This is a genomic window from Pseudomonas sp. JUb52, assembly GCF_004341115.1.
Lineage (GTDB): Bacteria > Pseudomonadota > Gammaproteobacteria > Pseudomonadales > Pseudomonadaceae > Chryseomonas > Chryseomonas oryzihabitans.
The window spans coordinates 118055-131882 of sequence record NZ_SLYS01000002.1 but is presented as its reverse complement, the minus strand read 5'-3'; the positions used below and the strand labels follow the sequence as shown (position 1 = coordinate 131882).

13 protein-coding genes and 1 pseudogene are annotated in these 13828 nt (G+C 65.9%); 10 read left to right on the top strand and 4 right to left on the bottom strand.

Annotated elements, in window-relative coordinates:
• Positions 1–7: 7 nt before the first annotated feature.
• Positions 8–712, bottom strand: a complete 705-nt coding sequence (locus EC839_RS03810) for a GntR family transcriptional regulator (RefSeq protein WP_007158502.1) — start codon at positions 710–712, stop codon at positions 8–10.
• Between the two features lie 297 nt (positions 713–1009).
• Here EC839_RS03810 and EC839_RS03805 point away from each other — a divergent pair, with 297 nt between their 5' ends.
• From EC839_RS03805 to EC839_RS03795, 3 genes are all read left to right on the top strand, one after another.
• Entirely contained in the window at positions 1010–2455 is a 1446-nt protein-coding gene (locus EC839_RS03805) for an NCS1 family nucleobase:cation symporter-1 (protein ID WP_007158501.1), read from the top strand.
• Between the two features lie 96 nt (positions 2456–2551).
• The gene (locus EC839_RS03800; RefSeq protein ID WP_007158500.1) at positions 2552–3028 is read left to right on the top strand and encodes a DUF1289 domain-containing protein; all 477 of its coding nucleotides are present in this window, start codon (positions 2552–2554) and stop codon (positions 3026–3028) included.
• Positions 3029–3101: 73 nt separating this feature from the next.
• Positions 3102–3713 carry a tRNA-(ms[2]io[6]A)-hydroxylase gene (locus EC839_RS03795; protein WP_161796600.1) on the top strand — a complete coding sequence of 204 codons (612 nt, stop codon included), beginning with the start codon at positions 3102–3104 and terminating at the stop codon, positions 3711–3713.
• Positions 3714–3719: 6 nt separating this feature from the next.
• Here EC839_RS03795 and EC839_RS03790 read toward each other — a convergent pair whose 3' ends face one another.
• Positions 3720–4412: an endonuclease gene (locus EC839_RS03790; protein ID WP_007158498.1), complete on the bottom strand. Its 693-nt coding sequence runs from the start codon at positions 4410–4412 to the stop codon at positions 3720–3722.
• 138 nt (positions 4413–4550) lie between these two features.
• On the opposite strand from EC839_RS03790, the pseudogene earP reads away from it, so the two are divergent.
• The 3 genes and pseudogenes from earP to EC839_RS03780 all read left to right on the top strand — a co-directional run.
• Positions 4551–5678 (top strand): annotated as a pseudogene (gene earP, locus EC839_RS24115) (elongation factor P maturation arginine rhamnosyltransferase EarP); the annotation flags it as partial.
• A gap of 48 nt (positions 5679–5726) precedes the next feature.
• Positions 5727–6293 carry an elongation factor P gene (efp, locus tag EC839_RS24110; protein WP_007158497.1) on the top strand — a complete coding sequence of 189 codons (567 nt, stop codon included), beginning with the start codon at positions 5727–5729 and terminating at the stop codon, positions 6291–6293.
• Positions 6294–6416: 123 nt separating this feature from the next.
• Positions 6417–7157, top strand: coding sequence for a sulfite exporter TauE/SafE family protein (locus EC839_RS03780; RefSeq protein WP_027599518.1), 741 nt, complete (start codon positions 6417–6419; stop codon positions 7155–7157).
• On the opposite strand, the gene EC839_RS03775 is transcribed toward EC839_RS03780, so the two are convergent.
• A complete protein-coding gene (locus EC839_RS03775; RefSeq protein ID WP_007158495.1) occupies positions 7158–8009 on the bottom strand; it encodes a LysR substrate-binding domain-containing protein in 852 nt (283 codons plus the stop codon).
• A gap of 101 nt (positions 8010–8110) precedes the next feature.
• Here EC839_RS03775 and EC839_RS03770 point away from each other — a divergent pair, with 101 nt between their 5' ends.
• Both EC839_RS03770 and EC839_RS03765 read left to right on the top strand, forming a co-directional pair.
• The gene (locus EC839_RS03770) at positions 8111–8362 is read left to right on the top strand and encodes a DUF1127 domain-containing protein (protein ID WP_007158494.1); all 252 of its coding nucleotides are present in this window, start codon (positions 8111–8113) and stop codon (positions 8360–8362) included.
• A 33-nt stretch (positions 8363–8395) separates the two neighbouring features.
• Entirely contained in the window at positions 8396–9595 is a 1200-nt protein-coding gene (locus EC839_RS03765) for a winged helix-turn-helix domain-containing protein (protein ID WP_132832205.1), read from the top strand.
• A gap of 18 nt (positions 9596–9613) precedes the next feature.
• Here EC839_RS03765 and EC839_RS03760 read toward each other — a convergent pair whose 3' ends face one another.
• On the bottom strand, positions 9614–10960 hold the full coding sequence (locus EC839_RS03760; protein ID WP_007158492.1) for a class II 3-deoxy-7-phosphoheptulonate synthase: 1347 nt from the start codon (positions 10958–10960) through the stop codon (positions 9614–9616).
• 111 nt (positions 10961–11071) lie between these two features.
• Between EC839_RS03760 and EC839_RS03755 the strand changes: the two genes are divergently transcribed.
• Together EC839_RS03755 and EC839_RS03750 are read left to right on the top strand one after the other, a co-directional pair.
• Positions 11072–11821: a spermidine synthase gene (locus EC839_RS03755; RefSeq protein ID WP_007158491.1), complete on the top strand. Its 750-nt coding sequence runs from the start codon at positions 11072–11074 to the stop codon at positions 11819–11821.
• A gap of 282 nt (positions 11822–12103) precedes the next feature.
• Positions 12104–13798 carry a DEAD/DEAH box helicase gene (locus tag EC839_RS03750; protein WP_007158490.1) on the top strand — a complete coding sequence of 565 codons (1695 nt, stop codon included), beginning with the start codon at positions 12104–12106 and terminating at the stop codon, positions 13796–13798.
• The last annotated feature ends 30 nt before the right edge of the window (positions 13799–13828 follow it).

Here is a 13828-nt window from a genome sequence, read left to right as displayed (position 1 = left end):
GGGAGCCTCAGCTGCGTTTGAAGATGCTGCGGAAATCGGGCTCGGCGGCCGTGGGCCGGTCGATCCGGAGGGATTCGCGGATGAGGCGCAGGTGCTGCGCCATCCACTCGCTGGCGGCCGTGCCGTCGCCGCGGGCGAGCAGGTCCAGCAGGTCTTCGTGCTGACCGCAATCGCAGCCCAGGCTGTGCCGCGAGCCATAGATGGCGATCAGCAGCGAAGAGCGACTGGCCAGTTGGGCCACCTGTTCGGTCAGCACCTGGTTGTCGGCCAGGGCGGCGAGTTCGACGTGAAAGCGCGCGGACAGCTGGATCGCCAGGCTGTGGCGGCCGCCATGCTGCGCTTCGTGCTCTTCGAGGCACAGTTGCCGTAGGGGCGCGAGCTGGGCGCTGTCGACGCGGGCGGCCACCAGCGGCATCAGCGCCGGTTCGATCAGTTGGCGCGCGGCGAGGATGTCCTGAGCCTCCTTGGCGCTGGGTTGGGCGACCTGGGCGCCGCGATTGGCGCGCAGGGTCACCAGCCGCTCCAGGGCCAGCCGCTGCAGCACCTTGCGAATGCCGGTGCGGCTGATGCCGAAGGTTTCCGCCAGGGTGTCTTCCGGCAGCCGGGTGCCCGGGGTCAGGCGATGCTCGACGATGGCTTCGAGAATGTCCTGGTAGATCCGTTCGTCTCGGGGCGAGGCGGCAACGGCGAGCGGCGAGGGTACTGCACTCATGGACTGACTCCGGCGGTTTGCCTGAATTGTATACAAAGTCTTGGGCGACGACGATGGGCGAATGCGTCCCGCTTTGTGCGCCAAGGTAGCGCCTGTCTGCCACCAAATGCCCCAGAGAAGTGCATATGCGGTAACGCTTGCAGGCCTGGGTTAGAGCCTTTTTTCTCTAAAATTCTCTATCGAGCCAGGAGGTTAAGGACATTTTCCGGTAGCTGGCACGTTCTCTGCCTGGTGGATTGTATACAAAACAAGGCGGGCGCCGTATGCAGGTGCCCGCTACCACGGAGGAGGCGATTCATGAACCAGCAGATTCCCCCGGGCTACAGCCCACGCCTGTACAACGAAGACCTCGGCCCGGTCGAGCAAAAATGGAGCTGGTACAACATCTTTGCCTTCTGGATGAGCGACGTGCACAGCGTCGGCGGCTATGTCTTCGCCGCCAGCCTGTTCGCCCTGGGGCTGGCCAGTTGGCAGGTACTGATCGCGCTGCTGGTGGGGATCTGCATCGTGCAGGTGGTCGCCAACCTGGTCGCCCGGCCCAGCCAGCAGGCCGGCGTTCCCTATCCGGTCATCTGCCGGCTGGCCTTCGGCGTCTTCGGCGCGAACATTCCGGCGGTGATCCGTGGCCTGATCGCGGTCGCCTGGTATGGCATCCAGACCTACCTGGCCTCCAGCGCCCTGGTCATCGTGGTGCTGCGCTTCTTTCCCGCGCTGGCGGTCTATGGCGACAGCAGCTTCCTGGGCCTTTCCTACCTGGGCTGGGGCGGCTTCCTCACCCTCTGGTTCCTGCAGGCCTGCGTCTTCTGGGCGGGGATGGAGTCCATCCGCCGCTTCATCGACTGGGCCGGTCCCGCCGTCTATGCGGTGATGTTCCTGCTCGCCGTCTGGATCGTCTGGCGCGCCGGCTGGAGCAACATCAGCTTCACCCTGGCGGAAAAGCAGCTGACCGGCTGGGCGGCCTTTGGCCAGGTGATCGTCGCCATCGCCCTGGTGGTGTCCTATTTCTCCGGGCCCACGCTTAATTTCGGTGACTTCAGTCGCTACTGCCGCTCCATGCAGGATGTCCGGCGCGGCAATTTCTGGGGCCTGCCGATCAACTTCCTTGCCTTTTCCCTGGTCACCGTGGTGATCGTATCCGGCACCCTGCCGGTATTCGGCGAGATGATCCACGACCCCATCGCCACCGTGGCCCGCATCGACAACACCACCGCGGTGCTGCTGGGCGCCTTCACCTTCGTGACCGCCACCATCGGCATCAACATCGTCGCCAACTTCGTCTCGCCGGCCTTCGACTTCGCCAACGTGGCGCCAAGCAAGATCAGCTGGCGCGCCGGCGGCATGATCGCGGCCGTGGCGTCGATCTTCATCACCCCCTGGAACCTGTTCAACAACCCCGAGGTGATCCACTACACCCTGGATGTCCTGGCCGCCTGCATCGGCCCGCTGTTCGGCATCCTGCTGGTGGACTACTACCTGCTGCGCAAGGGCCGGATCGACGTCGATGCCCTGTTCGACGATTCCCCGCAGGGTGCCTACTGGTACAGCGGTGGCGTCAACTGGGTCGCGGTCCAGGCGCTGCTGGCCGCGGCGCTGATCGGGTTGTGCTTCACCTTCGTGCCCTGGTTCAAGCCGATCGCCAACTTCGCCTGGTTCACCGGCTGCTTCCTCGGCGGGCTGTTCTTCTATGCCCTGAGCCGGCGCAGCGCCAGCCCGCTGCCGAGCCGCGGCGTGGCCGCGGTGTGATTTGACCTGAGGTTCTGCACGACCGGCGCGGGCCACCCGCGCCGGTCGTTGCCGTTTCCGGCTAGACTAGACGTTTTGCTCCAAGGCTTGCCGCCCATGCCCGCTCCTGTCATCAAGACGCCCTGCGTCGGCCTGTGCTCGACGATGTTCGGCGACCACGTCTGCCGTGGTTGCAAGAGATTCCACCACGAGGTGGTGAACTGGAATCTCTACGGCGAAGAGGAGCGTCGCGCCGTCTGGGCGCGCCTGGAGCTGCTGCTGGTGCAGGTGGTGTCGGCCAAGGTCGATGTCTTCGATGCGGGGCTGTTGCGCCAGCAGTTGCAGCAGCGCAGCATCCGCTTCCGGCCGGATCAGTCCGAGTATTGCTGGGCCTATCAGTTGCTGGCCCGGGGTGCGCGCCATATCCAGCAGCTGGACGCCTATGGGGTGCGCCTCTTGCCGGAATTTCGCGAGCGCCCGCTGGCCGAATTGCGCGACGCCATCGACCGGGAATTTTTCCTGCTCTCCGAAGCCCACTACGACCGCTACATCGCCCCGCGCTTCCTGCTCGAAGGTGTCGACAGCCGCGTCTGAAGGCCAGCAGGCGAGCGGCGCTGCCCAGGCGCGCGCCTTTCTCTATAATGCGCGGCTTTTGCACGGGATTACGCTGATGTCCTTGCCCGAGATGAACGAATTCCTCGGTTGCCGTACGCCGGATGCCTGGGTCGAGGCTGCGCTGCAGGATCTGCCGACGCTGCTGCAGGACCACGCCAACAACGAGAAGAAGGCCGCCGGCGCCGCCTTCCACTATCTGTTCACCTATTCCAATCGCGCCGAACTGTCCTGGAAGATGTCGCGCATCGCCCGCGAAGAGTTGCGCCACTTCGAACAGGTGCTGCAGATCATGAAGCGCCGCGGCATCGAGCACCGCAACGTCAGCTCGGCGCGCTATGCCGGCGCCCTGCGCAAGCTCTGCCGCAACCATGAGCCGCTGAAGCTGACCGACAGCCTGGTGATCGGTGCCTTCATCGAATGCCGCTCCTGCGAGCGCTTCGGCGCGGTGGCGCCCCATCTGGACGCGGAGCTGGGCAAGTTCTACAGCGGCCTGCTGGCCTCCGAAGCCCGGCATTTCCAGGACTATCTCAAGCTCGCCTATCTCTATGGCGAGCGCGACGACGTCGACGCCAAGATCGCCGAGGTCCGCGCTCTGGAGGTGGAACTGATCACCTCAAGCGATAGCGAGCTGAGATTCCACAGCGGTATTCCAACCGCTGCCTGAGTCGCGCTACTTGCAGGCCTTGGTCTGGCCCACGTAGGGATTGCCATGGCCCATGATGCAGGCCAGGCGCTGATTGCGCTGGCGCTCCCAGGCCTCGGGCGGGTACTGCTTGGTCCAGGCGGTGTAGAGCTGGCTGTCCTGCTTGGACAGCCGCAGGCCGTAGCGGTCGCTCATGTAGAAATAGGTGCGGGCGACCATGCCGCGGATCTCAGGACGCGGCATGGCGGTCTTGGCCTTGAAGTCCACCACCATCTGGCAGGCGCCGTACTGGCTGGGTTTTTGCGGCAGCCAGCCAAAGGCGAAGTTGCTGCGATCGCCATTGACCTCGCCGACCACTGGCACCAGATTGAAGAGATCGGCTTCGGCCTTCTGGTACACCGGATCGCTAGCCGTGCAGTTCTTGCGACCGCCTTTCTGCCAGCACTGGCGCTGGTGACCGATCACCCACGCCGGCACGATGTGCTCCCACTCGATGCGGCTGGCGCGCTGGGCGCTCTTGCGCGGGACGTAGCCGCAGCTCTTCAGATCCACGGTCTTGCCGCTGTAGTGGCAGCCGCAATAGAAGTCCACGCCCTGCTTGGCATAGACCTTGGTCGCGACCACCTTGGCTTCGCTGAAGGTGCGGGGTGGCTGGGGTGTCGCCAGGGCGCTCAGGGAAGCCAGGCTCAGGCAGAACAGCAGGGCAGGGCGCAACGACATGGAGAATCCGTCCGAAAAAGCGCGGATACTACCGACCCGCCTGGGGTCGCGGTGTGACTGGGTTCACTGGAATCCGCCGCGCATTACCCGTCGGCTGAAGCGAAACACGATTCGATATCAATGACTTAGAGGTATGGCATGGCAGCCTGGGACATCTTCTGCACAGTGGTGGACAACTATGGGGACGCGGGTATCACCTGGCGTCTGGCCCATCAGCTGGTCGCTGAGCATGGACAGCAGGTCCGCCTCTGGATCGACGACCTCTATCCCCTGGCGCGGATCCAGCCGGGGGTCGATGGCACGGCCGAGCAGCAGTGGCATCGCGGGGTCGAGGTACGCCTCTGGCGTGCCGACTGGACGCCGGCCGAGCCGGGCGACGTGGTGGTCGAGGCCTTCGCCTGCCAGTTGCCGGAAGGCTTCATCACCGCCATGGCGGGGCGCGCCGAGCGACCGCTCTGGCTCAATCTGGAATACCTGAGCGCCGAGGAGTGGATCGAAGGCTGTCATGCTCTGCCGTCGCTGCAGCCCACCGGCCTGAACAAGTACTTCTTCTTTCCCGGCTTTACCGCCAAGGTCGGTGGTCTGCTGCGCGAGCGTGACCTGCTCAAGCAGCGGGACGGCTTCCAGCAGGCGGCCGCGACACGGGACGATTTCCTTGCCGGGCTGGGTGTCCACCGGCAACCGGGCGAGCGCCTGTTCTCGCTGTTCGCCTACGAGAATCCGGCGCTGATCGACTGGCTCGACGCCCTGAGCGCCGCTAACCGGCCGACCTGCCTGCTGGTGCCGGAGGGGCGGGTACTGGCCAACGTCGCCGCCTGGCTGGGCGTCGACTGGCTCAAGGCCGGCGACAGCCACGGCCGTGGCGCCCTGCGGGTGCAGGTGCTGCCCTTCGTCTCCCAGCAGCAATACGACCGCCTGCTGTGGTGCTGCGACTTCAATGCCATCCGCGGCGAGGACTCCTTCGTCCGCGCGCAATGGGCCGCGCATCCCTTCGTCTGGCACATCTATCCGCAGGAAGAGGACGCCCACTTCGTCAAGCTCGAGGCCTTCCTGGCGCGCTATGTGGCGTCCGGCACCCCTGAACTGGGCGCGGCGGTCAGTGCCCTGTGGCTGGCCTGGAACGGTCGTGGCGACCTGGCTGCGGCCTGGTCGGCGCTGGACGCACAGGTCGAAAACTGGCGTCTGCTGGCGCGTGACTGGAGCGATCGGATGGCTTCTCACAGCGATCTTGCCGCCAGCCTGGTGCATTTCCATACAGATTGGCTATCATATGGCGCCTCGAAATCCCGTTCTTCCATCCATACGGATAACCGCATGAAAACCGCACAAGAGTTCCGTGCCGGCCAAGTGGCCATGATCGACAACGCTCCCTGGGTCATCCAGAAAGCTGAATACAACAAGTCCGGCCGTAACGCTGCAGTGGTCAAGATGAAGCTGAAGAGCCTGCTCTCCGGCAGCGCGACCGAGACCGTCTTCCGCGCCGACGACAAGCTCGAGCCGGTGATTCTGGATCGCAAGGAAGTAACCTATTCCTACTTCGCCGATCCCCTGTACGTCTTCGTCGACGCCGACTACAACCAGTACGAAGTGGAGAAGGACGACCTGGGCGAAGCCATCGCCTTCATCGAAGACGGCATGACCGACGTCTGCGAAGCGGTGTTCTACAACGACCGCGTCATCTCCATCGAATTACCCACCACCATCGTGCGCCAGATCGCCTACACCGAGCCGGCCGTTCGCGGCGACACCTCGGGCAAGGTCATGAAGACCGCTCGCCTGAACAACGGCTACGAGCTGAAGGTCTCCGAGTTCTGCGATATCGGTGACCACATCGAGATCGACACCCGTACCAACGAGTACAAGTCGCGCGCCAAGGTCTAAACCAGGCGTCTCGACCAGAAAGCCCGGCTTGCCGGGCTTTTTGCTGTCTGGGCTTTCGCCGCAGGCCGGCCTGGCCGGTCTCTCCAAATCCGTTCGCCGCTGGATAGAATTGCCGTGGAATCGCTGTTTACCTTGTTGATCGATGTCGTCCTCGGGGCGGTGCTGGGTGTGGTGGGTGGGCTGTTCGGCATCGGCGGTGGCCTCATCGCCATTCCGGTGCTGGCGCTGCTGTTCGGCCTCGACCAGCAACTGGCCCAGGGCACCGCTCTGGTGATGGTGGTGCCCAACGTGCTGCTGTCGGTCTACAAGTACAACCAGCGCAACCGCATCGACTGGCAGCGCGCCGCCTTGCTCGCCGCTGCCGGCATGGTGTCGGCCTTGGTCGGCACGGCGCTGGCGGTGTCGCTGGATGCCCGCTCCATGCGCCACGGCTTCGTCGGCTTCCTGCTGCTCCTTGTGCTCTACAACCTCTGGCAGCTCTATCGCCGTGGCCAGCCACCGCTGACCACCCCGAGCCGTCTGGGCCTTGGCGTGCTGGGGCTGGTGGCGGGACTGGTCGGCGGGCTGTTTGGCGTCGGCGGGGCGGTGATCGCCACGCCCATCCTGGCGGGCGTGATGGGACTGACCCAGGTCGCGGCCCAGGGCATGTCCCTGGCCATGGCCTTGCCCACCACGGGCGTCACCCTGGCCAGCTATGCCTGGCATGGCGAAGTGGATTGGAGCGTCGGCATTCCCCTTGCCATCGGCGGCCTGCTCAGCGTGAGCTGGGGTGTGAAGCTGGCCCACCAGCTGCCCGAACGGCTGCTGCGCCTGCTGTTCTGCGGTTTTCTGCTGCTCTGCGCGGTGCTGCTGGCGCTTCGCTGACTACTGCCGAAAGCCCTCGGCGATATGCTCGGCGAGGGTGTCGATGATCGGCGAGGCGCTGCGTGGATTGCGCAGCAGTTCGATGGAACAGGAGGGCAGGTCGGGCATGCCGTCGGCTTCTCCCAGCCGGCGCAATTCGCTCGGCAGCAGGCTCTCCAGCTGCGCGGTGACCGCCAGGCCTGCCTTGACGATGCCCAGCAGCGCGGCAAGGCTGGGGCTGCTGTAGGCCAGGCGATAGCCACGGTCGCGATTGTCCAGGGCGCGCCGGGCCCATTCGCTGAGAAAGCAGGAGGTATTGAACATCGCCAGCGGCAGCGGATCGCGCTGGTGGATGTCGAAACCAGGCGCCTCGGCCCAGACGAAGCGTTCCCGCCGCAACGGCAGACCGATCTCGTTGCCCGGTTCACGTGTGACGATGGTCAGATCCAAATCCTGGCGTTGCAGCAGACCCGCGGTAGGCTCGCAGTGGACATCCACCTGCACCAGCGGGTAGGCCTTGGCGAAGCCCGCGAGGATGCCCGGAATGAACCTCATGACGTAGTCGTCAGGGGTGCCGATGCGCACCGTCCCCACCATGTGCGGCTCGCGCAGGGTGGTCATCACCTCCCCATGCAGCTTGAGGATCCGCCGGGCAAAGCCCAGCAGGACCTGGCCTTCCGCAGTCAGACGGACCTGGCGGCCGTCACGCTCGAACAGTCGCCGCTGCAGCACGTCCTCTTCCAGCTTGCGCATCTGCATGCTCACCGCCGACTGGGTGCGGTTGACCACCTCGGCCGCGCGGGTGAAGCCGCCCTGATCGGCGATGGCGACAAAGGTGCGCAGCAGATCGGTCTCTATGCTGGGGTAGTTCATGGCATCAGCTCGGTGAATGGATCGCATCAGAAAGATTCGTTGGATTGATGTTAAGCCAGCTTCCAGACTTGAGCCATACCCTCTGGAGAAGGAGATGCACCATGGCTCAGCTCATAGCTCACCGAGATTCGTCCAGGCGTTCCCCTGGTGTTGCATGCGTCACCTCTCGTCTGCGGCAGGCCTGGGCGTGGTTGCGGCGGGCGATAGAGCTCTCCCGCCAACGCCGAGCGCTCTATCGGCTGGATGAAGGCGCGCTGCACGACCTCGGCCTGAGTCGCGCCGATGCCTGGCAGGAGGCCGACAAGCCGTTCTGGCAGCAGCCCGCAGAGGAGCGCCGCCGCCAATCCTGCTAGGGTGAAAGATCCCTTCCTCTATCGGGAGCCCGGATGGACAGCCTTTCCCTGCGCGAGGCCCGGCGTCTGGCCTTGCGCGCCCAGGGTTTCGGTAATCAACCCAAGGGTGGCGCGGGTCCGGCCGCCCTGTATCGCCAGGCCGCACGCCTGAACGTGCTGCAGATCGATTCGGTCAATGCGCTGGTGCGCTCCCACTACCTGCCGCTGTTCAGCCGTCTCGGCCACTATGCCTTCGCCGATTTCGATGCCCTGGCTTGGGGGCAGGGGCGCAAGCGCCAGCTTTATGAATGCTGGGCCCACGAGGCTTCGCTGGTGCCGGCCGAGGTCTGGGCCGAGCTGCGCTGGCGGCGCGATCAGGCGCGCCAGGGCATCGGCATCTATCGGCAGCTGGCGCGTTTCGCCGTCGAACAGCCGCAGGTCGTCGCCCAGACCCTGGAGGCGGTGGTGCAGCGGGGTGCCCTGGGCGCCGGCAGCCTGGCCCGGCGGGTCGAGCAGGCCGGTCCCTGGTGGGACTGGAGTCCGGGCAAGCTGGCGCTGGAGTGGCTGTTCGCCGCCGGTGAGGTGACGGTGGCCGGGCGGCGCGGCTTCGAGCGTCTCTATGACCTGCCCGAGCGGGTGCTTCCAGCGGAGATCCTTGCGGCGCCGGCCGTTGCGCCCGAAGCCGCCCGCCGCGCCTTGCTGCTGCGCAGCGCCCGTGCCCTGGGCGTGGCTAGCGGGGTCCAGCTGCGTGACTATTTTCGTCTCAGTCCGGCCGAAGCCCGCCAGGGCCTCGCCGAATTGCTGGAGGAGGGCAGTCTGCAGCCCATCCAGGTGCAGGGCTGGTCGAAGCCGGCCTATGTCGCAGAGACGCCCAATCCCGGGCGCCCCGTGCGCGCCGCGGCGCTGCTGTCGCCCTTCGATTCGCTGGTCTGGGAGCGCGAGCGCACCGAGCAGCTGTTCGGCTTTCGCTATCGACTGGAGATCTACACGCCGGCGCCCAAGCGGGTCTTTGGCTACTATGTGCTGCCCTTTCTCTATCGGGAGCGGCTGACGGCGCGGGTGGATCTGCGCGCCGAGCGGGCGCAGTCGCGGCTGGCGGTGCATGCCGTGCATCTGGAGGCGGCGGGGCTGGATGACGAGGGGCTGGACGCCCTGGCGGGGCAGTTGCGTGCCCTGGCCGACTGGCTCGGTCTCGCCGACCTGCAGTTGCACGGGCCGGCGGACGTCTTGCGCGAGGCGGTGGCGCGGCACTAGAGCGCGCCGCGCTCTTCCTTAGCGGCGAATGCCCTTGAGCGTCTCGGCGATCATGAAGGCCAGTTCCAGGGACTGGTCGGCATTCAGGCGCGGGTCGCAATGGGTGTGGTAGCGATCGGACAGGGCGTCTTCGGTGACCGGGCGGGCGCCACCGATGCATTCGGTGACGTTCTGGCCGGTCATCTCGATATGGATGCCGCCCGCGTAGGTGCCCTCGGCCTGGTGCACGCCGAAGAATTCCTTGACCTCGCCCAGCACGCTGGCGAAATCCCGGGTCTTGTAGCCGGTGGACGCCTTGATGGTGTTGCCGTGCATGGGGTCGGAGCTCCACAGCACCTGGCGACCCTCGCGCTCGACGGTCTGGATCAGGCGCGGCAGGTGATCGCCGACCTTGCCCACGCCCATCCGCACGATGAGGTTGAGGCGACCCGGATCGTTCTCGGGGTTGAGGGTGTCGATCAGGCGGATCAGGTCTTCGCTGGTAGTGGAAGGACCGACCTTGACGCCGATGGGGTTGTTCACGCCGCGCAGGAATTCGACGTGGGCACCGTCGGGCTGGCGGGTGCGGTCACCGATCCAGAGCATGTGCGCCGAGCAGTCGTACCAGTCACCGGTCAGGCTGTCGCGGCGGACGAAGGCTTCTTCGTAGTTGAGCAGCAGCGCCTCGTGGGCGGTGAAGAAGTTGGTTTCCTTGACCTGGGGCGCGGTGTCCAGGCCGCAGGCACGCATGAAGGCCAGGGTCTCGTCGATGCGGTCCGCCAGCTGGTGGTAGCGGTCGGCCAGCGCCGAGTTGGCGATGAAGTCCAGGTTCCAGCGATGCACCTGGTGCAGATCGGCGAAACCGCCCTGGGCGAAGGCGCGCAGCAGGTTGAGGGTCGCGGTGGACTGGTTGTAGGCCTGGATCAGGCGCTGCGGGTCGGGGATGCGGCTGCCTTCGGTGAAGTCGATGCCGTTGACGATGTCGCCACGGTAGGCCGGCAGGGAGACGCCGTCCTGGACCTCGTCGCCGGAGGAGCGCGGCTTGGCGAACTGGCCGGCCATGCGGCCGACCTTGACCACCGGGCAACCGGCGGCGAAGGTCATGACCACCGCCATCTGCAGGAGCACCTTGAAGGTGTCGCGAATCTTGCCGGCAGAAAATTCGAAGAAGCTTTCCGCGCAATCGCCGCCCTGCAGCAGGAAGGCCCGGCCCTGGGTGACCTCGGCGAACTGCCGGCGCAATTCGCGGGCTTCGCCGGCGAACACCAGCGGCGGATAGCCGGCCAGGGTGCGCTCGACATCGGCGAGACGGGCTTTATCGGGGTATTCGGGCTGTTGCTGGATGGGCAGGCCTCTCCAGCTGGTGGGGCTCCAGGGCGCGGACATGATTCTCTCTAAGGGTGCGATGAAGCCGTCCATGGTAACCGATAGCGGCGGCATGGCTCGATAGACAGTGCCCATCGCGGCTACCATGGACGGCTATAGAGGAGGGTGGTGATGGTCGAGACGGAAGTGTTGCTGGAAGAGGTCGTCGATGACCATGGCCGGATCCGGGTGGTGGAGGTGGGGCCTTATCGCTTCCTGGAGTTTGGCGAGGAGGTGGAGCAGAGCTGCGTCTTCACCGCGGACCCCGCTTGGCTGGAATACGACTACAACCGCGCCATGCTGCTGGGCGCGCTCTGCCACCCGCAGCCGCGGCGAGCGCTCTTTCTCGGCCTGGGCGCCGGCACCCTGACCCAGGCCTGCCTCAAGTGGCTGCCCCTGGAGGCGGTGGAAGCCCTGGAGCTGCGCCCCGCGGTACCGCGCCTGGCACGCCAGCATCTGGGCCTCGACGAGGACCCGCGCCTGGTCATCCGCATCGGCGATGCCCTCGACCTGCTCGACAGCGCGGCGCCTGCCGATCTGATCTTTGTCGACCTCTATACCGATGTCGGCCCCTCCAGTGCCCACCTGGCCTGGCGCTTCCTGGAAAACTGCCAGGCCAAGCTCAACCGCGGCGGCTGGCTGATGATCAACCAGTGGAGCGCCACCGACGGCAAGCCCCTGGGCGCCGCACTGCTGCGCGGCCTGTTCCGCCATCATTACTGGGAGTGCCCGGTGGTCGAGGGCAATGTCATCCTGCTGGTGCCGGCCAGTCTGGAGCAGGAGCTGGACGAGGCGGGCACGCGGCAGCGCGCCCGCGAGTTGACCCCGCGGATAGGCTTCGATGTGGAGGCCTATCTGGACAACCTGCGTGCGGCAACCTGACCACAAAAGTAGACCAAGGTTCTCTGGAGAAATGTCCAGGGTTCGGGTATCATTCGCCCCGGTCTTTTTGACCTTCCGTTCAGGAACTGCATTTTCCCGGTCCGCCGCCATGGCCACACCGGTCGTGCGTTCGCCCGACGGCGAACAATCCTAGACGCTTCACCCCTTTTTCATCCGCTATTTCGCAAAAAGCTCACACCTTGGCTGCCTGGGCGACTTCGGTCATTCGGATAAGCGCAGCTCTTGGCTTTGGGGTCTTTGCGAAGCACACGAGGCAAGACAATGACCCAGGACACCAGCGGTTTCGCTGCGCTCAATCTCAATCCCGCCATCCTCGCCGCCATCAAGGCCGTCGGCTACGAAGAGCCGTCGCCCATCCAGTCGCAGTCCATCCCGGTGATTCTCTCCGGCCACGACATGATCGGCCAGGCCCAGACCGGTACCGGCAAGACCGCAGCCTTCGCTCTGCCGCTGCTCTCCAAGCTCGACCCGTCCCGCCGCGAACCCCAGATTCTGGTGCTGGTTCCCACCCGTGAACTGGCCCTGCAGGTGGCTACCGCCTGCGAAACCTATTCCACCGAGATGCCCGGCGTGAAGGTCGTGGCCCTCTACGGCGGCGCGCCCATGGGCCCGCAGCTGAAGTCCCTGCGCATGGGCGCCCAGGTTCTGGTCGCCACCCCCGGTCGTCTGTGCGACCACCTGCGTCGCGACGACAACCTGCTGGCCACCGTCCAGCACCTGGTGCTCGACGAAGCCGACGAGATGCTCAAGCTGGGCTTCATGGATGACCTCGAATTCATCTTCGAAGCCATGCCGGAATCCCGCCAGACCGTGCTGTTCTCGGCGACCCTGCCGCCGTCGATCCGCGCCATCGCCGAGCGTCACCTCAAGGAGCCGCAACACGTCCGCATCGCGGCCAAGACCCAGACCGTCGCCCGCATCGAGCAGGCGCACCTGATGGTCCACGCCGACCAGAAGCCGGCCTCGGTGCTGCGCCTGCTGGAAGTGGAGAACTTCGACGCCCTGATCGCCTTCGTGCGCACCAAGCAGGCGACCCTGGACCTGGCCGAGCTGCTGGAACGTCAGGGCTATCGCGTCAGCGCCCTGAACGGCGACATGCCTCAGGCCCAGCGCGAGAAGACCATCGAGTCGCTGAAGGATGGTTCGCTGGACATCGTGGTCGCCACCGACGTCGCCGCTCGCGGCCTGGACGTGGCGCGCATCACCCACGTCCTGAACGTGGACATGCCCTACGATCCGGAATCCTACGTGCACCGTATCGGTCGTACCGGCCGTGCCGGTCGTGAAGGTCGCGCGCTGCTGCTGGTCACCCCGCGCGAGCGCCGCATGCTGCAGGTCATCGAGCGCGTCACCGGTCAGCGCGTCGGCGAGATCCGTCTGCCCGACGCCGAAGCCGTGCTGGAAGCCCGTATCTCCCGCCTGGCCGATGGCGTGGGTTCGCTGCTGGCCGATGCCGACACCACCCATGGCGCCCTGCGCCAGGAGCTGTGCGAGCGTCTGCAGTGCGATCCCTCGACCCTGGCCGCGGCCCTGCTGGCCAAGCTGACCAGCGGCCGCGCCCTGGACATCGAGTCGGTCCGTCGCGAGCAGCCGCTCACCCCCGGCGCCGGCCGTGGCGAGCGTCCCCGTGGCGAGCGCAGCGAGCGGGGCGATCGTCCCGAGCGTGGTGAGCGTCCGGACCGTGGCGAGCGTCGTCCGATGCAGCCGCTGCCGGAAGGCCGCGTGCGCTGCCGCACCGCCCTGGGCGCCCGTGATGGCGTCGCCGCCAAGAACCTGCTGGGTGCCATCATCAACGAAGGCGGCATGGATCGCGAGGCCATCGGCCGCATCCAGATCCGTGACTCCTTCAGCCTGGTGGAGCTGCCCGAAGAAGGCCTGGAGCGTCTGCTGACCAAGCTCAAGGACACCCGCGTAGCCGGCAAGGCCCTGCGCCTGCGTCGCTATCGCGAGGATTGATCCCCGCGGTCACATGAAAAAGCCCCGGAT